The following is a 24,992-nucleotide window of genomic DNA, read 5'->3' on the forward strand; positions in this document are numbered from 1 at the left end:
TGACCCACACTGCGACCTAAACGTCGCCAGCGCATAAAAAACGCCCCCGCAGCCAAGGCTGCGGGGGCGTTGTCGTTGCGGCGTCGAGCGGGATCAGTCGACGACCACCTCGGCGGCCTCGAAGGCAGCCTTCTCTTCCGGTGTGATCTCCTTGATGGAGAGCTTCACGCGGTTGCGGTTGTCGATGTCCAGCACCTTGACGATCACGTCGTCCCCTTCGTTGAGGAATTCACGCACGTCGTTGACCCGCTCGGGCACGATCTGGGAGATGTGCACCAGACCGTCGGTGCCCGGCATGATGTTGACGAAGGCGCCGAAGTCGGCGATGCGCACGACCTTGCCCTTGTAGAGCTTGCCGATCTCGGCTTCGGCGGTGATCGCGAGCACCGTGTCGATCGCTGCCTTGGCGGCCGTCTTGTCCTCGGCATAGATGCGCACTGTGCCGTCGTCGTCCAGATCGATGGAGGCGCCAGTGTCGTCGCAGATCTTGCGGATGGTGGCGCCGCCCTTGCCGATCACGTCGCGGATCTTGTCCGGGTTGATCTTGATGGTGGCCATCGACGGGGCGTTATCGGACACTTCGCTGCGGCTCTGACCGATCACCTGGTTCATCTGCTCGAGGATGGTCAGACGCGCGTCATGGGCCTGCTGCAGCGCCTGCTCCATGATCTCCTCGTTGATGCCCTCGATCTTGATGTCCATCTGCAGGGCGGTCACGCCTTCTGCGCTGCCGGCCACCTTGAAGTCCATGTCGCCGAGGTGGTCCTCGTCACCCAGGATGTCGGTCAGCACGGCGAAGCCGTCTTCATCCTTGACCAGGCCCATGGCGATGCCGGCCACCGGCGCCTTGAGAGGCACGCCAGCGTCCATCAGGGCCAGCGAGGTGCCACACACCGAGGCCATGGAGCTGGAGCCGTTGGACTCGGTGATCTCGGAGACCACGCGGATGGTATAGGGGAAGTCGTCATCGCTGGGCAGCATGGCCTGGACGCCGCGGCGTGCCAGACGACCGTGACCGATCTCGCGACGCTTGGGCCCGCCCATGAAGCCGGCTTCACCCACGCAGTACGGGGGGAAGTTGTAGTGCAGCAGGAAGCGATCCTTGCGCTCGCCTTCCAGTGATTCGATCAGCTGGGAGTCGCGCAGGGTGCCGAGGGTAGCCACCACCATGGCCTGGGTCTCGCCGCGGGTGAACAGCGCCGAGCCATGCGTCTTGGGCAGCATGCCCACCTCGATGTCCAGCGGACGCACGGTCTTCAGGTCGCGGCCGTCGATGCGCGGCTCGCCCTTGACCACCCGCGAGCGCACCACACGCTTCTCGAGCGCGGCGAAGGCCTTGGCAACCTCGTCGGCGTCGAAAGTGCCCTCTTCTTCACCAGCCAGCGCTTCGATGGCGGCGTCTTTGGCAGCACTCAGGGCATCCTGGCGAGCCATCTTGTCGGTGATGCGATAGGCTTCGCCGACCTTGGATTCGAAGTCCTTGGCCAGGGCTTCCTTGAGGGCGACATTCTCTTCAGCCGGCTGCCAGTCCCACTTCGGCTTGCCGGCTTCGGCGACCAGCTCGTTGATCGCAGTGATCGCGACCTGCATCTCCTGGTGGGCGAACAGCACCGCACCGAGCATCTCGTCTTCGAGCAGTTCCTTGGCTTCGGACTCGACCATCAGCACGGCCTTCGCGGTACCGGCGACAACCATGTTGAGTTCTGAGCGGGTCAGCTCTTCGACGGTCGGGTTGAGGAAGTAGCCCTTCTCCTCGTCGAAGCCGACGCGGGCGGCGCCGATCGGGCCGCTGAACGGCAGGCCGGAAATGGCCAGCGCCGCGGAGGTGCCGATCATGGCGGCGATATCCGGGTCCTGATTGCGATCGGCGGACATCACGTTACAGATGACCTGGACTTCGTTCATGAAGCCCTTGGGGAACAGCGGGCGGATCGGACGATCGATCAGGCGCGAGGTGAGGGTTTCCTTCTCGGTGGGACGCCCCTCACGCTTGAAGAAGCCGCCGGGGATCTTGCCCACGGCATAGGTCTTTTCCTGGTAGTGCACGGACAGCGGGAAGAAGTCCTGGCCAGGCTTGCGGGTCTTCTTGCCCACCACGGTGCACAGCACCACGGTATCGCCCATGGTGACCTGCACGGCACCAGTGGCCTGACGGGCGATGCGGCCCGTCTCGAGAGTCACGGTGCTGCGACCGTACTGGAATGTTTTCTTGACCGGGTTCACGGCGGCTTCCTTCAACTTGTCGAATTCACATTGGGTCTTTTTTGACACGTCGACCATTTTAGGAGGTCGTCGAGGCAAGGGCTACCAAGATCCCATAAAACAACAAGCAACCCCGTGGGGTTGCTTGTTCGAAGAACCCTGCGGCGCTGCCGCGGGTTCGGGAAGAATCCGTGGACCCTTCCCTGTCTGGCTACCGGCTGCCGCTTAGCGACGCAGGCCCAGGCGCTGGATCAGCGACTGGTAGCGCTCGAAGTCCTTGCGCTTCAGGTAGTCGAGCAGCTTACGACGCTGGTTGACCATACGGATCAGGCCACGACGGGAGTGGTGATCCTGCTTGTTGGTCTTGAAGTGATCCTGCAGGCCGTCGATGTTGGCGCTCAGCAGGGCCACCTGAACTTCGGGGGAACCGGTGTCATTTTCGACACGGCCGAATTCATTGACGATCTCGGCCTTCTTTTCAGCGGTCAGTGCCATCTGTTTCTCCAGTAAGCAATATGCCTGGTGATGAATGTCGGAGACCACGCATATTTGCAGTCTCCACGCCTACACCGCGCGGCAGGTTCCACGCGGTGCGGGTTGCTTTACGCATCGCCACCCGACTGGGCAGCGGCGGTATTCAACAAGCGACGGGGGGCAATTTCCCCCGCCGCCTTGACCGTGACCAGGCCCAGAAAGACCTCGCCACGATAGAGTCTGACGGTGTCATCAACGCCGAGCTCTCCGGTATCCACGCGGGCCTGCTGGCCGTGCTGGATCCGGGAGGCCGCCACGTCGTCGACCTCAAGGGCCGGCAGATGCGCCACCAGCACATCGATCGGCATCAGCAGGGCTTCCCGGGCGTCCTGATCGGCCAATGCCTCCAGAGCGTCCAGGGTATGCATGCCGTCACCGTCGAAGGGGCCGGTCTTGAGCCGACGCAGGGCCGTGATGTGGCCACCGCAGCCAAGCGCCTGGCCGATATCCTCGGCAAGCGTGCGGATATAGGTGCCTTTGCTGCACTGCACCCGCAGCTCGAAACCCTCGGCATCTGCCTCGAGCAGCCGGCTATCATAAACGCTCACGCGCCGGACTGCACGCTCGATTGTCTTGCCTTCCCGGGCCAGCTCATAGAGCTTGCGCCCCTCGTGCTTGAGCGCCGAATACATCGGCGGCACCTGGTCGATCTCGCCGCGAAAACGGGCAAGCACAGCCTCGATATCGGCCTCCTTCAAGGCCGGTATCGGAGCGCGCTCGACAATCTCGCCCTCGGCATCGCCGGTGTCGGTCACCTCGCCCAGCTTCACCCGGGTCTCGTAGACCTTGTCGGCCTCGAGCAGGAAGGAGCTGAACTTGGTGGCTTCGCCGAAGCAGATCGGCAGCAGACCGGTGGCCATCGGGTCCAGCGTGCCGGTGTGTCCGGCTTTCTGGGCCTGATAGAGCCGCCGGACGCGCTGCAGCACATGGTTGCTCGACGCGCCCTTGGGCTTGTCGAACAACAGCACTCCATCGACCGGCAGGCCGCGACGCTTTCGCGCCATCAGCGGCCGTCCTCGTCGCGGCTCTGATCGCCGTGGCTATCGGCGACATCGCCGTCATCGTCCTGTTCCTCGTGATGCTGGGCGCGATCGCTGGCGACCGCTTCCTCGATCAGCGAAGACAGCTGCTGGCCACGCACCACGCTCTCATCATAGTGAAAGCGCAGTTCTGGCACGTGACGCAGCTTGATGCGACGGGCGACCTGACTGCGCAGGAAGCCTGCGGCGCGCTTGAGCACCTTGAGGTTGTCCTTAACCCGCTCGGCGTCATTCTCGCCGAGCAGCGTGACATAGACGTCGGCATAGCCGAGGTCACGGCTGACCGTGACCCCGCTGACGGTGATCATGCCCAGGCGCGGGTCTTTGACCTCGCGCTGGATGAGTACCGCCAGCTCCTGCTGCAGCTGGTCGGCTACCCGATCGGTACGCTTGAACTCGCGCATGACCAGCTCTCCTCGGTCGGTTACAGGGTGCGTTCGACCTTGACCTGATCGAAGACCTCGATCTTGTCACCGGCCTGGACGTCGTTGTAGTTCTTGACGCCGATACCGCATTCCATGCCGTTGCGCACTTCGTTGACGTCATCCTTAAAGCGACGCAGGGATTCCAGCTCGCCTTCGTAGATGACCACGTTTTCGCGCAGCACACGGATCTTCTTGTTGCGGTGAACGGTGCCCTCGACCACCATGCAGCCGGCCACGGCGCCGATCTTCGGCGCGCGGAAGACGTCGCGAACCTCGGCCACGCCGACGATCTCTTCTTTCCAGTCCGGTGCCAGCATGCCGCTCATGGCCTGCTTGACCTCGTCGATCAGCTGGTAGATCACGCTGTAGTAGCGCAGATCCAGGCCTTCACGCTCGATGATCTCGCGGGCAGCGGCGTCGGCACGGACGTTGAAGCCGACCACGATGGCCTCACTGGCCAGCGCCAGGTTGGCGTCGGTACCGGTGATGCCGCCGACACCCGAGGACACCACGGCGACCTCGACTTCGTCGGTGGAGAGCTCTTCGAGAGCGCTCTTGATGGCTTCCAGCGAGCCCTGGACGTCGGCCTTGAGGACGATGTTGACCTTGGCGACCTCTTCCTTGCCCATCTGGCTGAACATGTTCTCCAGCTTGGCTTTCTGCTGGCGAGCCAGGCGCACTTCGCGGTACTTGCCCTGACGGAAGTTGGCGATCTCGCGGGCCTTCTTCTCGTCTTCGAGCACCATGAAGTCATCACCGGCATCCGGCGTGCCATCGAGACCCTGGATCTCGACCGGCATGGACGGACCGACCTCGTCGACCTGCTTGCCAAGCTCGTTGGTCAGGGCACGCACGCGGCCGTGGTGGAGGCCGGCGAGCACGATGTCGCCTTTCTTCAGAGTGCCGTTCTGGACCAGCACGGTCGCGACAGGGCCACGGCCCTTGTCGAGACGCGACTCGACCACGACGCCCTTGCCAGGCGCTTCCGGCACGGCCTTGAGCTCGAGCACTTCGGACACCAGCTGGATAGATTCCAGCAGGTCTTCGATGCCTTCACCAGACTTGGCAGAGACGTGGACGAACTGGGTGTCGCCGCCCCACTCTTCGGAGATGACGCCGTGCTGGGACAGCTCGTTCTTGACCCGGTCCGGATCAGCGCCCGCCTTGTCGATCTTGTTGACCGCCACGACCATCGGCACGCCGGCAGCCTTCGAGTGCTCGATCGCCTCGATGGTCTGCGGCATCACGCCGTCGTCTGCAGCGACCACCAGGATCACCACGTCGGTCGCCTTGGCACCACGAGCACGCATGGCGGTGAACGCCGCGTGGCCCGGGGTATCGAGGAAGGTCACGCCGCCGTGATCGTCCTCAACGTGATAGGCACCAATGTGCTGGGTAATGCCGCCGGCTTCACCGGTCGCCACCTTGGCACGACGCACGTAGTCGAGCAGCGAGGTCTTGCCGTGGTCGACGTGACCCATAACGGTGACCACCGGAGAGCGCGTAATCTCTTCGCCCTCGTAGGAGATGCTCTCGAGCACTTCGGTCTCAAGGGCATCGTCCTTGACCAGCTTGGGCTTGTGGCCCATTTCCTCGACCACGATTACCGCGGTCTCCTGGTCGATGGTCTGGTTGATGGTCACGGCCGCGCCCATGTTGAACATGGCCTTGATAACTTCGTTGGCCTTGATCGACATCTTGTCGGCAAGTTCGGCGACGCTGATCGATTCGGGAATCGACACTTCGCGCACGATCGGCTGCGTCGGCTTCTGGAAGCCGTGCTTGCCGCCGCCTTCACGACCGCCACGACGGCTGCCGCGACGCTCAGCGCGCTTGGCTTTCTTGCCGCCGCGACGGCGCTCTTCGCGATCGTCATCGTCACGCTCCTGACGACCCTTCTTGGCCTTGGCACCGGCCTTCTTGGGCGCCCGACGCGTATCGCCGCGGGGCTCCTTGGGTGGTGCGTTGACTTCGGGGGCAGCAGGCTCGGCAGTCTCGAGCTCCGGCACCGGAATCTCCGGCTCGGCCGCTGTCGCCTTGGCCGCTTCCTCTGCCTTGGCGGCTTCGGCGTTGGCCTTGGCGGCCTTGGCTTCTTCCGCCTCGCGGGCAGCTCGCTCGGCCTGGGAATCGGCCATGTCGCCGACCAGCTGGCGCGGTCCCGTTTCTTCGGTCTTGGGTTTCTCGGCCGGCTCTTCGTCGCGCTTCACGTAGGTGCGCTTCTTGCGGACCGAGACCTCAATGGACTTGCCACGATCACCGGAACGGATCCGGCTCTTGGTCTTGCGCGTCAGGGTGACGCGATTCTTGGCCCCGGCGTCGCTATCGCCGCCGTGGCTCTTGGTCAAATAGTCGAGCAGGCGCTTCTTGTCCGCTTCGGACACAGCGTCGCCCTCGGCCTTGTGCGGCAGGCCGGCTTCTTTCATCTGTTCTAGTAAGCGGGGCACTTCGCGCCCCACTTTTACGGCAAAATCTTTTACGGTCATGTCTGACATTAACGACCCTCCTGAGCCCGTGACCTGTTTACTGTTCGCTCTCGAACCAAGGCGCACGGGCAGTCATGATCAATGCCGCAGCGCGCTCCTCGTCCACGCCCTCGATGTCTTCAAGATCATCGACGGACTGCTCGGCAAGGTCCTCCATGGTGACAATGCCCCGGCTGGCCAGAATGAAGGCCAGGTGACGCTCCATCCCTTCCATCTCGAGCAGGTCGTCGGCGGGCTGGGCGCCGTCGAGCTGCTCTTCGGAAGCAATTGCCAGGTTCAACAGCTCATCTTTTGCGCGTGCACGCAGCTCCTCGACGAGATCCTCGTCGAATTCCTCGATCTCGAGCATTTCCTCGAGGGGCACGTAGGCAACTTCTTCCAGGGAAGTGAAGCCTTCTTCGACCATGATACGTGCCAGCTCCTCGTCGATCTCCAGGTGGTTGATGAAGAATTCCACCTGACTATCGATTTCCTGCTCGCGCTTACCCTCGGCCTCGTCCTCGGTCATCACGTTGAGTTTCCAGCCGGTCAGCTCTGAAGCGAGCCGCACGTTCTGGCCACTGCGACCGATGGCCTGGGCGAGATTGTCCTCGGCGACGGCGACATCCATGGCATGGCTGTCCTCATCGACGAGAATCGAGGCGACATCCGCCGGCGCCATGGCGTTGATCACCAGCTGCGCGGGGTTGTCGTCCCAAAGAATGATATCCACACGTTCGTTCTGCAGCTCGGTGGACACCGCCTGCACTCGCGAACCGCGCATGCCGACGCAGGCACCGACCGGGTCGATGCGGCGGTCATTGGTCTTGACCGCGATCTTGGCCCGCGAACCGGGGTCCCGCGCCGCGCCCTTGATCTCGATGAGCTGCTCGGCAATTTCCGGCACCTCGATCTTGAACAGCTCGATGATCAGTTCCGGGCAGGTCCGCGACAGGATCAACTGGGCGCCACGCGCCTCGGCGTCGACCTTGACCAGCAGCGCACGCACCCGCTCGTTCATGCGGTAGCGCTCGCCCGGGATCATCTCATTACGCGGCAGGAACGCCTCGGCGTTGTCGCCCAGATCGATGATCAGCCCTTCACGTGTCGTCTTCTTGACAATGCCGGCCACCAGCTCGCCTTCGCGATCGGTATACTGGCGCACCACTTCGGCGCGCTCGGCCTCACGGACCTTCTGCACGATCACTTGCTTGGCGGTCTGCGCCGCGATGCGACCGAAGGTGGCATTCTCGATGCGCTCCTCGACCACGTCGCCCTCGGTCAGCGGCGGATCACGACGCTCGGCGAAGGACTGCTTGATCTCGGCGTCCGGGTTCTCGAACTCGTCGTCCTCGATCACCACCCAGCGACGGAAGGTATCGTAGTCGCCGGTTGCACGATCGATTGCCACCCGCACGTTGACTTCCTGACCGTCGAACCGCTTGCGCGATGCACTGGCCAGCGCCGCTTCTACGGCTTCGAAGATGACGTCACGGGGCACGCCCTTCTCATTCGAGATCGCGTCAACGACCATCAAAATCTCTTTGCTCATGCCTTTGCCTCGCCAGAAAACCTGTCCTTATGCATCGACCTCAATCCTCGAACTGGGGCACGACACGCGCCTGATCGATGCTGTCGATGGGAAAGCAGTACTCCTCGCCTTCAACCTGCAACAACACTTCGTCCTCTTCGATACCGGCCAGCAGTCCCTGGAACTTGCGCCGACCGTCGAAGGGTGTGCGCAGCTTGATGGCCACCACATGCCCCTTGAAGCGTTCGAAATGATCGAGGGTGAACAACGGCCGGTCCATGCCCGGGGACGACACCTCAAGCCGGTACTCGCCGGCGATAGGGTCCTCGACATCCATGACCGCACTGATCTGGCGGCTGATATCGGCACAGTCGTCGACGGTCACGCCGTTGGGGCCATCGATATAGATCACCAGGCGGGAGTGTTTGCCCTGGGACAGGTAGTCGAGTCCCCAGAGCTCGAAGCCCATGGCGGAGGCCACCGGCTCGATTAACGCGTATAGCGCAGCGTCCTTGATTGCCACAGACGAAGACTCCTACAGCCGTTGCGTCAGGCACCTGGCCGGGAGATAAAGAGGAAGCGAGGTGGCTGATTGGCGTGTTACCAGCGAAGGCTGGTAACAGGGGAACGGCTAACAGATGAGCTACTAACAAAAAGCCCCTTCACTGGAAGGGGCCTTTCACAAGAATCCTTATATCCCATTTGGCGTCTCTTGACGGCCTAAATGGTAGCGGGGACCGGATTTGAACCGATGACCTTCGGGTTATGAGCCCGACGAGCTACCAGACTGCTCCACCCCGCATCACAGGTCGGCGATATTACCTGCCACTCTGGCTCACGTCAAGAACTCTTACCTTGCCGTGGAAGTGACAATCGCCTGAATGCCAATCTTGCTACTGAAGGCCTCGGCATAACAAGGCGTTCCAGATGGTGCCGAAGGCGGGACTTGAACCCGCACGACCGTAAGGTCACTACCCCCTCAAGATAGCGTGTCTACCAATTCCACCACTTCGGCATCAGGGGAGCACTAATTGAGGCCGGCTTAGCTGCCGCTCTCCTCTAGCACTGGCGCTGTATTATCCATATCGGATGAGGAGTCGTCAAGCGTTGGCACGTTGTTTTGCTGCTCCACAACTTTGGCGTCCGGAATGCCGGTTTCAGGCGCCTGGCCTGCCTGGGAGGCAAAGTAGGCAAGCGTCAGGGACGTGGCAAAGAAACCCGCCGCCAGCAGCGCCGTGAACTTTGACAGGAAACCGCCGCTGCCGCGGGACCCGAACACGGTCTGCGAGGCACCGCCGCCGAAGGAGGCGCCGGCATCGGCGCCCTTGCCCTGCTGCAGCAGGACGAGAACGACCAAGGCGATGGCGATCGCCACGTGGATCATGAGAAAGGCAACTTGCATGGGGTTCAACCTGCTGACTGGCAAATGGCTAGAAAATCGTCGACCTGGAGAGAGGCTCCCCCCACCAGGCCGCCGTCGATGTCCGGCTGCGCGAGCAGCTCGGCGGCGTTGGCAGCCTTCATGCTGCCGCCGTACAACAGACGCAGGCCCTCGGCCAGCGTCGGATCATAGGTCGCAAGATGCGCACGAAGCGCCGCATGCACCTGCTGAGCCTGTTCGGGCGTCGCGGTGCGCCCGGTACCGATGGCCCAGACCGGCTCGTAGGCGACGACCAGCCGAGACCGTTCGTCCGCAGCGAGAGCGTCGAAGACCGCCGCCAGCTGCCCGAGCACCACCGCCTCGGTACGGCCGGCATCTCGCTCTTCGAGGGTCTCACCGACGCACAGCACCGGCGTTAGTTCGGCGGCGAGGGCCGCCTTGACCCTTGCCAGCACCTCGGCATCGTCTTCAGCGAACAGCTCGCGCCGTTCGGAGTGACCGACCAGCACGTAGCGGGCCCCGCAATCGCTGAGCATGCTAGCGCTGACTTCGCCCGTGAAGGCGCCACTCGGCTGGTGATAGAGCGTCTGACCGCCCAGCGCCACCGGCAATTCGGCAAACGCCTGATGCGCGGCATGCAGATAGGGCGCCGGCAACATCAGTGCCACGTCGGCCGTCGCGGAAACGCCGCGCGCTGCAAGGGCGCGAGCGAAGCTATCGACCAGCGCCAACGAGCCATTCATCTTCCAATTACCGGCAATCAGCGGAGTACGCATAGACGGTCCTCTTTCAAGGTGGTGCGAAATGGTATAGGAGCGCTCATAGCATGACAACCAGCACACCACAAGGCATGCCGGCCATCAGCGGGTGTGACTCAGTCGACCAGCGATTCGACCTCGCCGGCCAGGCGCCTGGCCAGGCCGTCCACATCGAGATGAGGCCGCCCCTCGACCATCACCCGAATCAGTGGCTCGGTGCCGGAAGGGCGCAGCAGCACACGCCCCTCATTGCCGAGCTCAGCCTCGACGCTTGCGACGGCCTTCTTCAGCGACTCGCTATCCATCAGCGCGCCGCGATCGGTGGCGGCATTAAGGCGCACATTGACCAGGGCCTGAGGCGCCTTTTCGAAACCGCCCAGCAATTTGGCAAGCGTCTGGCCCTCGCGGACCATGATCGCCAGCACCTGAAGCGCCGAGACGATGCCGTCGCCGGTGGTCTGGATGTGGCCACAGACGATGTGCCCGGAGGACTCACCGCCCAGCTGCCAGCCGTTGGCCACCAGGCGCTCGATCACATAGCGGTCGCCGACCTTGGCGCGCTCGAAGGGTATGCCCAGCGCTTCAAGGGCCGCGGCGAGGCCAAAGTTGGACATCAGCGTGCCGACCACCCCGCCGCCCAGCTCACCGCGAGCATGACGGTCGCGGGCGATCAGGAACAGGATGTCGTCGCCGTCGAGTTCGCGGCCGTCGGCATCGACCAGCAGCACCCGGTCGCCGTCGCCGTCGAAGGCGACACCCAGGTCGGCGCCCCGTGAGATCACCGCTGCCCGCAGGCTGGCCGGGTGCGTCGAGCCGACCTCATGATTGATATTGAGACCGTCGGGGCTAGCACCGACCACGCTGACCTCGGCGCCGAGCTCGCGAAAGACACTGGGTGCGATGTGATAGGTCGCACCGTGGGCGCAATCGAGGACGATTTTCAAGCCATGCAGACTGACCCGATCGGGCACCGTCGACTTGCAGAACTCGATGTAGCGACCCGGCGCATCGTCGATTCGCACGGCCTTACCGAGCCGATCCGGCGCCACAGTGGTCAACGGCGCCTCGAGCATCTCCTCAATGCGCTCTTCGATCGCATCGGGGAGCTTGGCGCCTTCGGCGGAGAAGAACTTGATGCCGTTATCCTCGAAGGGATTGTGCGACGCGGAGATCACGATCCCGGCATGCGCCCGGAAGGTGCGGGTCAGATAGGCAATGGCCGGCGTCGGCATCGGCCCCAGCAGCGAGACATCGACACCGGCCGCCGACAGACCCGACTCGAGTGCCGACTCGAACATATAGCCGGAAATCCGGGTGTCCTTGCCAATCAGCACCTTGGTCCGCCCTTCACGGGCCAGCACGCGCCCCACGGCCCAGCCGAGCTTGAGCATGAAATCAGGAGTGATCGGGTAATCGCCCACGGTGCCGCGGATACCGTCGGTACCAAAATAACGTCTGCTCATGGGGTAAACCCCTCCTCCATCACGGCCCAGGTCATGTTCACGGCATCCACACTGGGCCCCACATCGTGGACACGCAGAATCCGTGCGCCGCGCTCGACGGCTAGTGCCGCCAGCGCCAGGCTGCCCGGCAGGCGCTCTTCCACCGGGCGCTCGAGCACCTTGCCGATCATGCTCTTGCGCGACATGCCGGCGAGAATCGGCAGCCCCAGATCCTTGAGGCCCGCCAGGCGGTTGAGCAGGCGCAGGTTGTGCTCGACGCTCTTGCCAAAGCCGAAGCCCGGATCGAGGATCAAGCGTTCGCGCCGCAAGCCCGCCGCCTCGCAGGCGCGGATGCGCTCCTCGAGAAAGACCTTAACGACCTCTTCCACCGGCTGCTCATAGCCCGGGGCTCGCTGCATGGTGTCAGGCTCGCCGACCATATGCATCAGGCACACCGGCAAGCCGCTATGTGCGGCCGCCCCTAACGCGCCTTCACGGCGCAGGCCCCTCACGTCGTTGAGCATGCCCGCCCCCAGCGCGGCGGTCTCGCGCATGACCTCGGGGGCACTGGTGTCGACCGATACCAGGGCATCAAGCTCGCGCACCAAGCGCTCTACCACCGGGGCGACCCGATCGAGCTCTTGCTGAGGCGAAACCTCGACCGCTCCCGGCCGGGTCGATTCGCCGCCCACGTCGATGATCGCCGCGCCCTCGGCCAGCATGCGCTCGGCATGGCGCAGCGCATCGTCGATGGCCGCGTGCTGGCCACCGTCGGAGAAAGAATCCGGTGTCACGTTGAGGATCCCCATCACGCGGGGAAAGGAAATATCCAGGCGATGCCGGCCGCACTGCAGCGCACTGGCGCCTTGTCCGTCATTCATGGCTTGCTTGATCCTGCTGACTGGCAATTGGCCCCGCACGGGGGATGCTGGTGCGCATGATACCCAATAAACGCGAGAGGCGCCCACTAGGGGCGCCTCGCGTCTTGCTGGGATGCCCTGCCTTAATGGCCGGCGGGGCCACCCAGGGGGTCAGAGGGACGGCGACGCGGCTCGTCATCGTCCTCATCGGCGTCAGACGAGGTGTCCTTGTCGTCTTCTTTGCCGCTGGACTGATCGTCTGCGCTGGGCGCGCCGCCGATCGGCGAACCGCTGCCGCCGTCATCATCCCAATCCTTGGGCGGGCGCGGCGGGCGACCGTCCATGATGTCGGCGAGCTGGTCGGCGTCGATGGTCTCGAACTGCATCAGCGCTTCGGCCATGGCATCCAGCTTGTCGCGGTTGTCCTCGAGGATCTGCTTGGCTTGTGCATAGCAGCCATCGATGATGCGACGCACCTCGTGATCAAGCTTGGTGGTGGTATCGCCGGACTTGAACTTGCCGCCGCCCTGGCCACCGCCGCCGAGGAACTGATGCGACTCATCCTCGTCGTACATGATCGGCCCCATCTCCTCGGACAGGCCCCACTTGGCCACCATGTTGTGGGCCAGCTCGGTGGCACGCTTGATGTCGTTGGAGGCGCCGGTGGTGACACCATTCGGACCCAGCGTCATTTCCTCGGCCAGCCGGCCGCCGAACAGCGAACAGATCTGACTGATGATCTGCTGACGGGACAGGCTATAACGGTCTTCCTCGGGGAGGAACATGGTCACGCCCAGCGCCCGGCCACGGGGAATGATGGTGACCTTGTAGACCGGATCGTGCTCGGGCATCACCAAACCGATGATGGCATGGCCGGACTCGTGGTAAGCGGTGTTGAGCTTTTCCTTGTCGGTCATGACCATCGACTTGCGCTCGGAGCCCATCATGATCTTGTCTTTGGCAAGATCGAGCTCTTCCATGCCCACCAAGCGCTTGTTGCGACGCGCGGCGAACAGGGCTGCCTCGTTGACCAGGTTGGCCAGGTCAGCGCCGGAGAAACCGGGAGTACCGCGGGCGATCAGCGACGGCTTGACGTCATCCGCCAGCGGCACCTTGCGCAGGTGGACGCCGAGGATATGCTCGCGGCCGCGGATGTCCGGCAGGCCGACAGTCACCTGACGGTCGAAGCGGCCCGGACGCAGCAGCGCCGGGTCGAGCACGTCGGGACGGTTGGTGGCGGCGATGACGATGACGCCTTCGTTGGCCTCGAAGCCGTCCATCTCGACCAGCAGCTGGTTCAGCGTCTGCTCGCGCTCATCATTGCCGCCGCCCATGCCGGCGCCACGCGAGCGGCCCACGGCATCGATTTCATCGATGAAGATGATGCAGGGTGCCTGCTTCTTGGCCTGCTCGAACATGTCACGCACGCGGGACGCACCGACACCCACGAACATCTCGACGAAGTCGGAGCCAGAGATCGAGAAGAACGGCACCTTGGCCTCACCGGAAATGGACTTGGCGAGCAACGTCTTACCGGTACCCGGCGGGCCCACCATCAGCACGCCGCGGGGAATGGTGCCCCCCAGGCGCTGGAACTTGGACGGGTCACGCAGGAAGTCGACCAGTTCTTCGACCTCCTCCTTGGCCTCGTCGCAGCCGGCGACATCGGCGAAAGTGGTCTTGATCTGATCCTGGGAGAGCAGCTTGGCCTTGGACTTGCCAAAGCTCATCGGCCCACCCTTGCCGCCGGCACCGCCCTGCATCTGACGCATGAAGAACAGGAAGATGGCAAGGATGATCAGGATCGGGAAGCTGGCGATCAAGAGCCGCGTCCACAGGCTCTGCTCTTCGGGCTTCTTGCCGACCACGGTGACATCGTTGGCCAACAGATCATCCATCAGTTTGGGGTCTTGCGCAGACGGCCGAATGGTCTGGAAATCCGACCCGTCGGTGCGCTCACCGGTGATGGTATAGCCATCGATGGTGACCGTGCGGACCTGCTGGTTCTGCACCTGCTGGACGAACTGAGAGTAGTTCATCGTCTGCGGTGAGTTCTCGACACTGAAGTTGTTGAACACCGTCAGCAGCACCGCCGCGATGACCAACCACAGGATCAGGTTCTTCGCCATATCATTCAAGGGAATACCCTCATTGCTGAAATCAAACTGCCAACGTGGTTATGCATTCGACACTACAGGAGCCCAGCGCGTTCAACCACCCGACGCCAGCGTCGATCAGCATCGCACACTCGACAGTACGTGTCCGTACATGAGAACCATAGCCAATCGCTATGAAGGGCGACGGCACCCTGCCCTCGCCCAAGCGGTGCAACCCTAAAGGGGATCAGCCGCGAAAACCGTCCGCCAGCAGGTAGACTTCCCGAGAACGCGCCCGGGAGGCCTCCGGCTTGCGGGTCATGACCTTGGTGAAGCTGCCGCGCAATTCCTTGAGGTAGGCATCGAAGCCCTCGCCCTGGAAGACCTTGGCCAGGAACCGACCGCCAGGTGACAGCGTCTGGCGAGCCAGATCAAGGGCCAGCTCGACCAGATACATCGCCTGAGGCTGATCGATCGCGGCCATACCACTCATATTGGGGGCCATGTCAGACATAACAAGGTCTACGCGCCGCTCGCCGAGGGTTTCGAGGATTGCCTCAAGCACCGAATCCTCGGTGAAATCGCCCTGGTGGAAGGTAACGTCGGCCAGGGCATCCATCTCGAGGATGTCGGAAGCGATCACCAGACCGCGCTCACCGACCTTTTCGGCGGCGACCTGACTCCAACCGCCGGGGGCCGCCCCCAGGTCAATGACCGTCATGCCTGGCTTGAAAAGCTTGTCCTTGGCATCCAGCTCGAGCAGCTTATAGCTCGCCCGGCTGCGATAGCCATCCTGCCAGGAGCGTTGCACGTACTGGTCGTCGAAGTGTTCTTTGAGCCAGTTACCGCTGGTCTTGCTGGCCTGGCCACCACGTGACCCGGCACTCTTGGAGCTGGTGGAGCGTGCCACGTCATCACCTGAAATGCTTGGGGAATCGAATAACTAGAGGGGACCGGTCGCTTGGCTTTCGCGGAGACAGTGTTTTCGCAAAGACCAACGTTTTCGCAAAGGCCAACGCTTTCGCAAAGACCAACTTCCACGTACCATGGCCTGTTCAGTACAATCTGTCAGCACAACCGGAACGATCAAGATATCATGAGCTTGTCACAGGCACAAAAGAAAGCACTGCGCAGCATCGGCCATCACCTCAACCCGGTCGTGACCGTCTCCGAGAACGGCATCTCTGAGGGCGTGCTGGCGGAACTCGACCGCGCCCTGGGCGACCATGAGCTGATCAAGGTCAAGCTTGCCATCCCCGAGCGCGACGACCGCGCCGCCGTCATCGATGAGCTGACCAAGGCCTCTCGCGCCATCAACGTGCAGAGCATCGGCAAGATGGTGCTGCTCTATCGCGCCAACCCCAAGGCCAACCCGAAGCTCTCCAACATCAAGCGCTTCGAGGAACATCACGGCCGTCGCTAGACCAGGGCCCGGCGGGCGCTTCTCGCCCAACGCCGCATAAAAAAGCCCGCGACAGTGTCGCGGGCTTTTTTGTGGCTGTTCCCTGGCTCTCTTGGTGACGGGCTCTGGTGACGGGCTCTGGTGACGAGCCTTGCTGACCGGCCTCTCGTGACCGGTTTGAGGCCTGGCCCCTGTGCCGAGGGGCCGCCCCAGAGCTCACGATCAGGTCCTGAGATCAGAGGTGTTCGACGCTACCGATCTCGTACTCGACCTCTCCGCCGGGGGTCTTGACCACCACCACGTCGCTTTCCTCCTTGCCGATCAGGGCACGGGCGATCGGGGATGTGACCGAGATCTTGCCAGACTTGATGTCGGCTTCGTCCTCGCCAACGATCCGATAGCGCACTTCCTCGTCGTTATCCAGATTGATCAGCTCGACGGTCACGCCGAAGATCACCTTGCCGGTCTTGGGCAGCTTGGTGACGTCGATCACCTGAGAGCTCGAGAGCTTGCCCTCGATCTCCTGGATGCGACCTTCGATAAATCCCTGCTGCTCACGAGCGGCATGGTATTCGGCGTTTTCCTTGAGATCGCCGTGTTCACGGGCCTCGGCGATGGCGGCGATCACCTGGGGGCGCTCCACGCTCTTGAGCTGTTCAAGCTCTTGTCGCAGGCTCTGCTCGCCGGCCACGGTCATCGGGACCTTGTTCATTGTGTCGCTCCTGCATGCAGTTCCTGAAGCCGCCGCACCGTGATCTGATTGCCGTACTCAAGCGCCAGACAAACGGCCCGCGCCCCCGCCAACGTAGTGGCGTAGGGAACCTTGCGGGCGAGAGCGGTGCGGCGGATGACCGAGGAGTCGGTGATGGCTTGGCGCCCCTCGGTGGTATTGACGATGTAGGCCACCTCGTCGTTCTTGAGCATGTCGACGATGTGTGGCCTGCCTTCATTGACCTTGTTGACGGACTCGACGGCAATACCCGCGGCCTCGAGGGCGCGTGCAGTGCCGCGGGTAGCGCAAAGGGTAAAGCCTAATTCTATCAAAGAATGGGCCACCTCGATAACGCCCTCCTTGTCGGGCTCGCGGACCGACAGGAAGGCCTTGCGCTCGCCGGTCAGGCGCGGAATCGCCTCGCCGGCGCCCAACTGCGCCTTGTAGAAGGCTTCGGCAAAGGTCTCGCCCGAGCCCATCACCTCACCGGTAGACTTCATCTCCGGTGCCAGGATCGGATCGACCCCCGGGAACTTGTTGAAGGGGAAGACCGCCTCCTTGACGCTGTAGAAGTGCGGCACGATCTCGCGGGTAAAGTCCTGAGAGGCCAGGGTCTGGCCGGCCATGCAGCGCGCCGCGACCTGGGCAAGCGAGGTACCGATGCACTTCGACACGAAGGGCACGGTGCGTGAGGCCCGCGGATTGACCTCGATGACGTAGATCTCGCCGTCCTGCCAGGCGAGCTGAACGTTCATCAGGCCCACCACGTTGAGCTCCACCGCCATGCGCTTGATCTGGTCGCGCATCTCATCCTGCACATCGGCCGGCAGCGAATACGGCGGCAGCGCACAGGCGGAGTCACCGGAGTGCACGCCGGCCTGTTCGATGTGCTGCATGATGCCGCCGATCACCACCTGCTCGCCGTCGCTGACCGCGTCCACGTCGACCTCGATGGCCGCCTTGAGGAAGTGATCCAGCAGCACCGGCGAGTCGTTGGAGACCTTGACCGCATGGGTCATGTAGCGCTCGAGCTCGCTTGCCGAGTAGACGATTTCCATGGCCCGGCCGCCCAGCACGTAGGAGGGGCGCACCACCAGCGGGTAGCCGATGGCCTCGGCCTTGGCGAAGGCCTCCTCGAAGCTTCTGGCGGTGGCGTTGGGCGGCTGCTTGAGGCCCAGCTTGTCGATCATCTGCTGGAAGCGCTCACGGTCCTCGGCGCGGTCGATGGCGTCCGGGGTGGTACCGATGATCGGCACGCCGGCGGCCTCCAGGGCACGCGCCAGCTTGAGCGGGGTCTGACCGCCGAACTGCACGATCACGCCCTCCGGGCGCTCCTTGTCGGCGATCTCCAGCACATCCTCGAGGGTCACCGGCTCGAAGTAGAGGCGATCGGAGATGTCGTAGTCGGTGGACACGGTCTCCGGGTTGCAGTTGACCATGATGGTCTCGTAACCATCCTCGCGCATGGCGAGTGCCGCGTGGACGCAGCAGTAGTCGAACTCGATGCCCTGGCCGATGCGGTTGGGCCCACCGCCCAGCACCATGATCTTCTTCTTGTCGCTGACTTCGGCCTCGCACTCTTCCTCGTAGGTGGAGTACATGTAGGCGGTGTCGGAGGCGAACTCGGCGGCGCAGGTGTCGACGCGCTTGTAGACCGGGCGCACGTCATGGCCATGGCGCGCCTTGCGGAACTCGCCCTCGGACACGCCTAGCAGGGCCGCCAAGCGGGCGTCACTGAAGCCCTTGCGCTTGAGTGCAAAGATCTCGCGACCGCCAAGGTCAGACAGCGAGCGGCGCTTGAGGTCTTCCTCGAGGCGAATCAGGTCCTCGATCTGCACCAGGTACCAGCGGTCGACGTTGGTGAGCGCAAAGATCTCGTCAACGGAGAGGCCGGCGCGCATGGCGTCGGCGATGTAAAAGATGCGCTCTGCGCCGGCGGCCTGCAGTTCGCCCTTGAGGTGCGCCATGCTCTCCGGCGAATAGTCGTCGACCACCGGATCGAGACCGTCCTTGCCAGTCTCCATGCCGCGCAGTGCCTTCTGCAGCGATTCCTGGAAGGTACGGCCGATCGCCATCACCTCGCCCACCGACTTCATCTGGGTGGTCAGACGATCGTTAGCCTGCGGGAACTTCTCGAAGGTGAAGCGCGGAATCTTGGTCACGACGTAGTCGATGGCCGGCTCGAAGGACGCCGGCGTGCGACCGCCGGTGATGTCGTTGTTGAGCTCATCGAGGGTGTAGCCGACCGCCAGCTTGGCGGCGATCTTGGCGATCGGGAAGCCGGTGGCCTTGGAGGCCAGCGCCGAGGAGCGTGACACCCGCGGGTTCATCTCGATCACCACCATGCGACCGGTGTCCGGGTCGACGCCAAACTGCACGTTGGAGCCGCCGGTCTCGACGCCGATCTCGCGCAGCACCGCAAGCGATGCGTCGCGCATGATCTGGTATTCCTTGTCGGTCAGCGTCTGGGCCGGAGCCACGGTGATCGAATCGCCGGTGTGCACGCCCATCGGGTCGAAGTTCTCGATGGCGCAGACGATGATGCAGTTGTCGTGCTTGTCGCGCACGACCTCCATCTCGTACTCCTTCCAACCGAGCAGCGACTCGTCGATCAGGAGCTCATGATTGGTGGAAAGCTCGAAGCCGCGGTCGCAGATTTCCTCGAACTCTTCCTTGTTGTAGGCCACGCCACCACCGGAGCCGCCCATGGTGAAGGACGGGCGGATGATGGTCGGGAAGCCAAGCTCGGCCTGAATCTCCCAGGCCTCATCCATCGAGTGCGCGACCTTGGCCTTGGGGCACTCCAGGCCGATCTTCTTCATCGCCTGGTCGAAGCGATCACGATCTTCGGCCTTGTCGATGGTGTCGGCATTGGCGCCGATCATCTCCACGCCGTACTTCTCGAGCACGCCGTGCTTGTCGAGCTCCAGGGCGCAGTTCAGGGCGGTCTGGCCACCCATGGTCGGCAGCACCGCATCGGGACGCTCGGCCTCGATGATCTTCTCCACCGTTTCCCAGGTGATCGGCTCGATGTAGGTGGCATCGGCCATCACCGGGTCGGTCATGATGGTCGCCGGGTTGGAGTTGACCAGGATGACCCGGTAGCCCTCCTCGCGCAGGGCCTTGCAGGCCTGGGCGCCGGAGTAGTCGAATTCGCAGGCCTGGCCGATGACGATCGGGCCAGCGCCAATGATCAGGATGCTCTGGATATCGGTACGCTTGGGCATGACGTTTCCCGCAAAAAAAAGGTGACAGACGACGGCGCGATCGAGCAGGGACCGCCTAGCGGCGGGCCTGCATCAGGGCAACGAACTTGTCGAACAGCGGCGCGACATCGCGCGGGCCGGGGCTCGCTTCGGGGTGACCCTGGAAGCTGAATGCCGGACGGTCGGTGCGCTCGATGCCCTGCAGCGAGCCATCGAACAGCGAGCGATGGGTGGCGCGCAGCGTGGCCGGCAGGCTCGCCTCGTCGGCGGCAAAGCCGTGGTTCTGGCTGGTGATCATCACCTGCCCGGTTTCCAGGTCCTGGACCGGATGGTTGGCGCCGTGGTGGCCAAACTTCATCTTGGCGGTCTTGGCGCCGCTGGCCAGCGCCAGCAGCTGATGGCCCAGGCAGATGCCGAACACCGGAAGCTCGGTGTCGACAATCTCGCGGATCGCAGTGATTGCATAGTCGCAGGGCTCGGGGTCACCCGGGCCGTTGGCCAGGAAGACGCCATCCGGGTTGAGCGCCAGCACCTCGGCGGCCGGGGTCTGGGCCGGCACCACGGTCAGGCGACAGCCACGAGAGGCCAGCATGCGCAGAATGTTGCGCTTGACGCCGAAGTCGTAGGCGACCACATGGAAGGGACGCTCGTGGGTGGAGGTATCGGCGTAACCCTGACCCAGGGTCCACTCGCCTTCGCTCCACTCATAGGGGCTCTGACAGGACACCACCTTGGCCAGATCCATGCCCTTGAGGCCCGGGAAAGCCTTGGCCGCGGCCAGGGCACGCTCGACGGCGTCATCGCCCTCGGCATCCGCGCCGGCCAGGATGGCGCCGTTCTGGGCCCCCTTGTCACGCAGGATGCGGGTCAGCCGACGCGTATCGATGTCGGCGATGCCGAGCACGTTCTGGCTTCTCAGGTAGTCATCGAGGCGCTGCTCGCTGCGAAAGTTGCTGGCCAGCAGCGGCAGATCGCGAATCACCAGACCGGCGGCGGCGATGGCGCCGGATTCGACGTCTTCTGAGTTGATGCCGGTGTTGCCGATGTGGGGATAGGTGAGGGTGACGATCTGTCGGGTGTAGGAGGGGTCGGTGAGAATTTCTTGGTAACCGGTCATGGCGGTATTGAACACCACTTCACCGCTGGTTTGCCCATCGGCGCCGATCGCAGTGCCGTGGAAAACGCTGCCATCTTCCAAGGCCAATATCGCGGGTTTGTTCAACGCAACTTCCTCCCATGCTCAGGAGACCGTCAGGGGCAACGGCCTCATCGTCCGACGACTGGTGTGCTTTTATGGCGGCGGGCGCTGCCGGCGGCTCGTAAAAAAGCGGGACGAAACCCGGAGAACCGGTTTCATCCCGCTTGTTGTCATTCGCTCTACATGCCTGCTGGGGCGATTCGCTACAAGCGAGGTGCGATCCGCTACAAGCGTGGCAACATCGCCCGGCCAAAAAATTTGATCAATGTTACCGGAATCACTGCCCAACGGCTAGCCCTTTGGTCCAATGGACGCCGTGCACCGGGCAGGTTCGCGTTACTTGAGCTCGAGCACATCCTGCATATCATAGCGGCCGGCCTCACGACCAGACACCCAGCGCGCCGCGCGCACCGCGCCCTTGGCGAAGGTCATGCGGCTCGAGGCCTTGTGGGTAATCTCGATGCGCTCGCCTTCGGTGGCAAACATCACCGTATGCTCGCCGACGATGTCGCCGGCGCGCACGGTGGCGAAGCCAATCTCCTTGTCGGTACGCGGACCACAGTGGCCGACCCGCTCGAACACGCCGTACTCCTTGAGGGGCCGCTCCAGCGCATCGGCCATCACCTCGCCCATCTTCAGCGCCGTGCCGGAGGGCGCATCGACCTTGTGGCGGTGGTGGGCCTCGATCACTTCGATATCGTAGCCCTCATCGCCCAGCGCCTTGGCGGCGGTCTCCAGCAGCTTGAGAGTCAGGTTGACGCCGACGCTCATGTTGGGGGCAAAGACCATCGGCACCCGATCACGATAGCCGTCGAGCTCGGCGATCTCATCATCGGAAAGCCCGGTGGTGCCGATCACGATCGCCTTGCCGTGCTGGGCGCACAGCGCCAGATTATCCAGCGTCACCCGAGGCGCGGTGAAGTCAATCAGCACATCGACGTCATCGAGCACAGCGGTAAGGTCGTCGCTGGCCACCACGCCGAGCTTGCCAAGGCCCGCAAGCTCGCCAAGATCGGCACCCGCGAGCGAGCTACCCGACTCGACGATGCCCGCGGCCAGGATGGCCTCCGGATCCTGCGTGACGGCGTTGATCAGGGTGCGGCCCATGCGGCCGGCGGCACCGACGATAGCAATGCGGGGAGCGTGAGAGGACATACAGTCTCCAAGCGGTTGGCGAAACTTGCGGGACAAGTCGCGGAACATCACGAGGCAAGTCGTGTAAGTGAAACGTCGTGCAAAAAGTCGCGGGAGTATAGCAACTGCCGACGCGGCGCGTCTGTCATGCGCGCGCCCCGCGACTGGCCTAAGCTCGGAGGGTCACCCCACCGGACGCCACCATGTCTCGCCCCCCGTTGCCATACTGGCCTGTCTCGGGCCTTCACTCAGCCCCTCGAGCATGCGCTCGCCCGGTGACCCGATGCCTGCTGCGCATTGCCGTCTGGCTGCTGCCCGTCATGATCGCCCTCGCCCTCGTGCCCCTGAGCTGTGCAGGCGGCGTCAGCCCGACCCAGCTGGCCCCGCCAACCGGCGTGTCACGCCAGGGCATCGAGGAGTGCGGCACCCTCAAACTGCCCTCCGAATGGCAATCTGAGGAGCAGGGTGGCGCGTCTTTGAACGGCACGTCTCTTAACGGCACGGCGCTGGGCGGCCTCTCGGCGCTGGGCTGGGACAGCGACGCCCAGCTGCTCTACCTGTTATCCGATCGTGGCCAGCTGTACCAGGCGCGCCTCGACTTCACGGCCGACAAGCTCAGCGGTTTCACCCTGCTTGCCTCCCTGCCCCTCAAGGATGCCGATGGTCAGCCGCTCGAAGACGACGCGGCGGATGCCGAATCGCTGATCATCGAAGGCGGCGCCAACGGGATTGATGGCGACGCCACCCTGCTGGTCGGCTTCGAGCGCGAACACCGCCTACAACGCTTCACTCCCGACGGCCAGCCAGTGGGGCAGCCCATGCGGCCAGCGGGCTTCGAGGGCGCCGACTTCAATGCTGGCGCCGAGGCCCTCGCCGTCGACCGTCGCGAGGGCCTGATCGTCGGCCTGGAAGGCCCGCCTGCCGACATGCCTGCGGGCACCACACGCCTGTTCGCCCCCGCAAGCGGTCGACAGTGGCGCTACCCCTTGGCGCCGGAAGCCGGTAGCGGCCTGACGGCGCTGGAAGGGAACGGCGACACCCTGCTGGCTCTGGAGCGCGCCTTCGCGCCACCGGCGCCGCTGGTGATCAGCCTGCGCCGGGTGCGCCTGACCGACAGCGGGGTGGCCGAGGTCGAGACCGTCGCTCGCCTCTCCAGCGGCGAGGGCTGGCGGCTCGATAACTTCGAAGGCCTGACACGGCTCGACAATGGCCGCTTCCTGATGGTCAGCGACGACAACTTCATCATGCTGCAGACGACGTTGCTCAGTTGCTTCTCGCTGCCCACCGACTGAGGACATCCTCACGCCACAGCCATACCATCGCCGCCAGTACCAGTACGCTACCGGGCAGCCACTCCCAGCCAAGCCGGTCGGGTGTCTGAAGAAACAGCAGTAGCATCGACACGAAGGGCACCAGGTAGCCGTAGGCGGTGACGGCAGCGGGGGTGAGCACCGCGGTCGCCCGCTGCTGCAGCCAGAAGGTCACGGCGCTGGAGAAGAGCCCCAGGTAGATCACCACCAGGGCATCCCTGAGGCGCATCGTGGATAGCGCCGCGACGGGCTCGACCACAAGGCCCAGGGCGCCGACCAAGCCCCCACCCAGCGCCAGGCTCCAGAAGGTGCGCACCGCCGCCGAGGTCGACAGCCACCCCCGGGCAAGCCCCCATTTCGAGAGCACCGGATAGAGCGCACTGGCCATGCAACCGAGCAGAAACACCGCTTCGCCGCGCCCAAAGACGACACCGAGGCTGGCACTGTCCTGACTTCCGGCCTCGACAAACGCCAGCAACAGCGCACCGGCGGCGCCCAGGGCAAGGATCAGTGGAAGCCGCCAGCCGCGGCGCTCAAGCCCTGCCGCGAGGCCAAACAGGAAGGCCAACAGCGGCACACTGACGAACAGCGTGGCCATCGACAGCGCCGTCGCATGATTCGCCGCCCAGAACATGGCCGTAAAGAATCCCGCGAGACACAGCCCCATCAGCCCATAAAGCAGCCAGGCGGCGCCGTCGGGCCAGCGATCCGGCGCTCGCCTGGCCAGCCCCCAGAGTGCCAGCGCCGCTACCGTAAAGCGCAGGGCGGTCAGCAACATCGGCGGCAGGTCGGCGCCGATCAGCCCCACCGCGGGAAACGACAGGCCTACCAGCAGCGCCCACAACAGCAGGCCGAGATGGGCCTTGAGGATCACGGAGTGCGCCTGCTCAGTTTTCCCAGACCATCTTCAGCGGCTCATCGCCGGCCATGCGCTCCAGGTGGCTCGCCACCACGCCCTCGAGCGTATCGAGACTCTCGACATCCAGCGCCTCGACGGCCACTCGCAGGTGCGTGGCATCGGCTTCCATCAGGCAGGTGCCGGCGTCGAAATGGACACGGCCATGGCCCTCTTCGTGCTCGACTTGGAACTTGTGCGCCCAGTGCTTGCACAGGCGATTGATCAGCTTGGCCCCGGACTCGGTGGGAATTTCGGTACGTGAAATGGGCATGACGGTATCCTCGAGGGTAAAAGGCGGGAGGGGTCGGTTCTTCCAACAGACTATCTACGAACCCCGGGCTTGCGCCAGGGTGAAAGCCTGATAATGAAAAGGCCCCCGCCATTCGAGATGACGAGGGCCT

Annotated in this window: 21 protein-coding genes and 2 tRNA genes; 2 read left to right on the forward strand and 21 right to left on the reverse strand. The window is 63.8% G+C overall.

Annotated features, from left to right (window positions below; genetic code table 11):
- Positions 1 to 93: 93 nt before the first annotated feature.
- From pnp to rlmE, 15 genes are all read right to left on the reverse strand, one after another.
- The gene (pnp, locus tag BCL93_RS14090; RefSeq protein ID WP_181463108.1) at positions 94 to 2,223 is read right to left on the reverse strand and encodes a polyribonucleotide nucleotidyltransferase; all 2,130 of its coding nucleotides are present in this window, start codon (positions 2,221 to 2,223) and stop codon (positions 94 to 96) included.
- A gap of 204 nt (positions 2,224 to 2,427) precedes the next feature.
- Positions 2,428 to 2,697, reverse strand: coding sequence for a 30S ribosomal protein S15 (rpsO, locus tag BCL93_RS14095; RefSeq protein WP_112055908.1), 270 nt, complete (start codon positions 2,695 to 2,697; stop codon positions 2,428 to 2,430).
- Positions 2,698 to 2,804: 107 nt separating this feature from the next.
- Complete coding sequence (gene truB, locus BCL93_RS14100; RefSeq protein WP_112055909.1) at positions 2,805 to 3,740, reverse strand: tRNA pseudouridine(55) synthase TruB; 936 nt, start codon at positions 3,738 to 3,740, stop codon at positions 2,805 to 2,807.
- Positions 3,740 to 4,180, reverse strand: a complete 441-nt coding sequence (gene rbfA, locus BCL93_RS14105) for a 30S ribosome-binding factor RbfA (protein WP_112055910.1) — start codon at positions 4,178 to 4,180, stop codon at positions 3,740 to 3,742. Before rbfA ends, truB begins: the two co-directional genes overlap by 1 nt.
- Positions 4,181 to 4,200: 20 nt before the next feature.
- Entirely contained in the window at positions 4,201 to 6,693 is a 2,493-nt protein-coding gene (gene infB, locus BCL93_RS14110) for a translation initiation factor IF-2 (RefSeq protein WP_112055911.1), read from the reverse strand.
- Positions 6,694 to 6,721: 28 nt separating this feature from the next.
- Positions 6,722 to 8,215 carry a transcription termination factor NusA gene (gene nusA, locus BCL93_RS14115; RefSeq protein WP_112055912.1) on the reverse strand — a complete coding sequence of 498 codons (1,494 nt, stop codon included), beginning with the start codon at positions 8,213 to 8,215 and terminating at the stop codon, positions 6,722 to 6,724.
- 40 nt (positions 8,216 to 8,255) lie between these two features.
- On the reverse strand, positions 8,256 to 8,717 hold the full coding sequence (rimP, locus tag BCL93_RS14120; RefSeq protein WP_112055913.1) for a ribosome maturation factor RimP: 462 nt from the start codon (positions 8,715 to 8,717) through the stop codon (positions 8,256 to 8,258).
- Between the two features lie 202 nt (positions 8,718 to 8,919).
- Positions 8,920 to 8,996 (reverse strand) — tRNA-Met (locus BCL93_RS14125).
- 126 nt (positions 8,997 to 9,122) lie between these two features.
- A tRNA-Leu gene (locus BCL93_RS14130) sits at positions 9,123 to 9,209 on the reverse strand.
- Positions 9,210 to 9,236: 27 nt separating this feature from the next.
- Complete coding sequence (secG, locus tag BCL93_RS14135) at positions 9,237 to 9,596, reverse strand: preprotein translocase subunit SecG (protein ID WP_112055914.1); 360 nt, start codon at positions 9,594 to 9,596, stop codon at positions 9,237 to 9,239.
- A 5-nt stretch (positions 9,597 to 9,601) separates the two neighbouring features.
- Positions 9,602 to 10,351 carry a triose-phosphate isomerase gene (gene tpiA, locus BCL93_RS14140; RefSeq protein ID WP_112055915.1) on the reverse strand — a complete coding sequence of 250 codons (750 nt, stop codon included), beginning with the start codon at positions 10,349 to 10,351 and terminating at the stop codon, positions 9,602 to 9,604.
- Between the two features lie 98 nt (positions 10,352 to 10,449).
- Positions 10,450 to 11,796: a phosphoglucosamine mutase gene (gene glmM / locus BCL93_RS14145; RefSeq protein WP_112055916.1), complete on the reverse strand. Its 1,347-nt coding sequence runs from the start codon at positions 11,794 to 11,796 to the stop codon at positions 10,450 to 10,452.
- Positions 11,793 to 12,656 carry a dihydropteroate synthase gene (folP, locus tag BCL93_RS14150; RefSeq protein WP_181463109.1) on the reverse strand — a complete coding sequence of 288 codons (864 nt, stop codon included), beginning with the start codon at positions 12,654 to 12,656 and terminating at the stop codon, positions 11,793 to 11,795. The genes glmM and folP overlap by 4 nt, the downstream gene beginning before the upstream one ends.
- A 122-nt stretch (positions 12,657 to 12,778) precedes the next feature.
- On the reverse strand, positions 12,779 to 14,773 hold the full coding sequence (ftsH, locus tag BCL93_RS14155; RefSeq protein WP_112055917.1) for an ATP-dependent zinc metalloprotease FtsH: 1,995 nt from the start codon (positions 14,771 to 14,773) through the stop codon (positions 12,779 to 12,781).
- A 205-nt stretch (positions 14,774 to 14,978) separates the two neighbouring features.
- Complete coding sequence (rlmE, locus tag BCL93_RS14160) at positions 14,979 to 15,641, reverse strand: 23S rRNA (uridine(2552)-2'-O)-methyltransferase RlmE (protein ID WP_112055918.1); 663 nt, start codon at positions 15,639 to 15,641, stop codon at positions 14,979 to 14,981.
- A gap of 186 nt (positions 15,642 to 15,827) precedes the next feature.
- On the opposite strand from rlmE, the gene yhbY reads away from it, so the two are divergent.
- Positions 15,828 to 16,154 carry a ribosome assembly RNA-binding protein YhbY gene (gene yhbY, locus BCL93_RS14165; protein WP_112055919.1) on the forward strand — a complete coding sequence of 109 codons (327 nt, stop codon included), beginning with the start codon at positions 15,828 to 15,830 and terminating at the stop codon, positions 16,152 to 16,154.
- A 214-nt stretch (positions 16,155 to 16,368) separates the two neighbouring features.
- Here the strand turns inward: yhbY and greA are convergent, their stop codons facing one another.
- From greA to dapB, 4 genes are all read right to left on the reverse strand, one after another.
- Positions 16,369 to 16,845: a transcription elongation factor GreA gene (greA, locus tag BCL93_RS14170; RefSeq protein WP_112055920.1), complete on the reverse strand. Its 477-nt coding sequence runs from the start codon at positions 16,843 to 16,845 to the stop codon at positions 16,369 to 16,371.
- A complete protein-coding gene (gene carB, locus BCL93_RS14175) occupies positions 16,842 to 20,072 on the reverse strand; it encodes a carbamoyl-phosphate synthase large subunit (protein ID WP_112055921.1) in 3,231 nt (1,076 codons plus the stop codon). Before carB ends, greA begins: the two co-directional genes overlap by 4 nt.
- Before the next feature lie 55 nt (positions 20,073 to 20,127).
- On the reverse strand, positions 20,128 to 21,273 hold the full coding sequence (gene carA, locus BCL93_RS14180) for a glutamine-hydrolyzing carbamoyl-phosphate synthase small subunit (RefSeq protein ID WP_112055922.1): 1,146 nt from the start codon (positions 21,271 to 21,273) through the stop codon (positions 20,128 to 20,130).
- Positions 21,274 to 21,585: 312 nt separating this feature from the next.
- Positions 21,586 to 22,404 carry a 4-hydroxy-tetrahydrodipicolinate reductase gene (dapB, locus tag BCL93_RS14185; protein WP_112055923.1) on the reverse strand — a complete coding sequence of 273 codons (819 nt, stop codon included), beginning with the start codon at positions 22,402 to 22,404 and terminating at the stop codon, positions 21,586 to 21,588.
- A gap of 254 nt (positions 22,405 to 22,658) precedes the next feature.
- On the opposite strand from dapB, the gene BCL93_RS14190 reads away from it, so the two are divergent.
- Positions 22,659 to 23,675 carry an esterase-like activity of phytase family protein gene (locus BCL93_RS14190; protein WP_181463110.1) on the forward strand — a complete coding sequence of 339 codons (1,017 nt, stop codon included), beginning with the start codon at positions 22,659 to 22,661 and terminating at the stop codon, positions 23,673 to 23,675.
- Here the strand turns inward: BCL93_RS14190 and BCL93_RS14195 are convergent.
- Together BCL93_RS14195 and BCL93_RS14200 are read right to left on the reverse strand one after the other, a co-directional pair.
- Positions 23,647 to 24,567 carry a DMT family transporter gene (locus tag BCL93_RS14195; protein WP_258396587.1) on the reverse strand — a complete coding sequence of 307 codons (921 nt, stop codon included), beginning with the start codon at positions 24,565 to 24,567 and terminating at the stop codon, positions 23,647 to 23,649. The two genes, BCL93_RS14190 and BCL93_RS14195, sit on opposite strands and share 29 nt — an antisense overlap.
- Positions 24,568 to 24,580: 13 nt before the next feature.
- Positions 24,581 to 24,862, reverse strand: a complete 282-nt coding sequence (locus BCL93_RS14200; protein ID WP_112055925.1) for a DUF2218 domain-containing protein — start codon at positions 24,860 to 24,862, stop codon at positions 24,581 to 24,583.
- Positions 24,863 to 24,992: the final 130 nt, after the last annotated feature.

This window comes from Onishia taeanensis (assembly GCF_003268885.1).
Taxonomy (GTDB): domain Bacteria; phylum Pseudomonadota; class Gammaproteobacteria; order Pseudomonadales; family Halomonadaceae; genus Onishia; species Onishia taeanensis_A.

What these genes read in the sequence shown, in the direction of transcription:
- tpiA (WP_112055915.1), bottom strand. Translation starts at nt 10,351, where the DNA reads ATGCGTACTCCGCTGATTGCCGGTAATTGGAAGATGAATGGCTCGTTG.
- truB (WP_112055909.1), bottom strand. Translation starts at nt 3,740, where the DNA reads ATGGCGCGAAAGCGTCGCGGCCTGCCGGTCGATGGAGTGCTGTTGTTC.
- greA (WP_112055920.1), bottom strand. Translation starts at nt 16,845, where the DNA reads ATGAACAAGGTCCCGATGACCGTGGCCGGCGAGCAGAGCCTGCGACAA.
- BCL93_RS14200 (WP_112055925.1), bottom strand. Translation starts at nt 24,862, where the DNA reads ATGCCCATTTCACGTACCGAAATTCCCACCGAGTCCGGGGCCAAGCTG.
- infB (WP_112055911.1), bottom strand. Translation starts at nt 6,693, where the DNA reads ATGTCAGACATGACCGTAAAAGATTTTGCCGTAAAAGTGGGGCGCGAA.
- secG (WP_112055914.1), bottom strand. Translation starts at nt 9,596, where the DNA reads ATGCAAGTTGCCTTTCTCATGATCCACGTGGCGATCGCCATCGCCTTG.
- glmM (WP_112055916.1), bottom strand. Translation starts at nt 11,796, where the DNA reads ATGAGCAGACGTTATTTTGGTACCGACGGTATCCGCGGCACCGTGGGC.
- dapB (WP_112055923.1), bottom strand. Translation starts at nt 22,404, where the DNA reads ATGTCCTCTCACGCTCCCCGCATTGCTATCGTCGGTGCCGCCGGCCGC.
- rpsO (WP_112055908.1), bottom strand. Translation starts at nt 2,697, where the DNA reads ATGGCACTGACCGCTGAAAAGAAGGCCGAGATCGTCAATGAATTCGGC.
- folP (WP_181463109.1), bottom strand. Translation starts at nt 12,656, where the DNA reads ATGAATGACGGACAAGGCGCCAGTGCGCTGCAGTGCGGCCGGCATCGC.
- carB (WP_112055921.1), bottom strand. Translation starts at nt 20,072, where the DNA reads ATGCCCAAGCGTACCGATATCCAGAGCATCCTGATCATTGGCGCTGGC.
- yhbY (WP_112055919.1), top strand. Translation starts at nt 15,828, where the DNA reads ATGAGCTTGTCACAGGCACAAAAGAAAGCACTGCGCAGCATCGGCCAT.
- nusA (WP_112055912.1), bottom strand. Translation starts at nt 8,215, where the DNA reads ATGAGCAAAGAGATTTTGATGGTCGTTGACGCGATCTCGAATGAGAAG.
- rbfA (WP_112055910.1), bottom strand. Translation starts at nt 4,180, where the DNA reads ATGCGCGAGTTCAAGCGTACCGATCGGGTAGCCGACCAGCTGCAGCAG.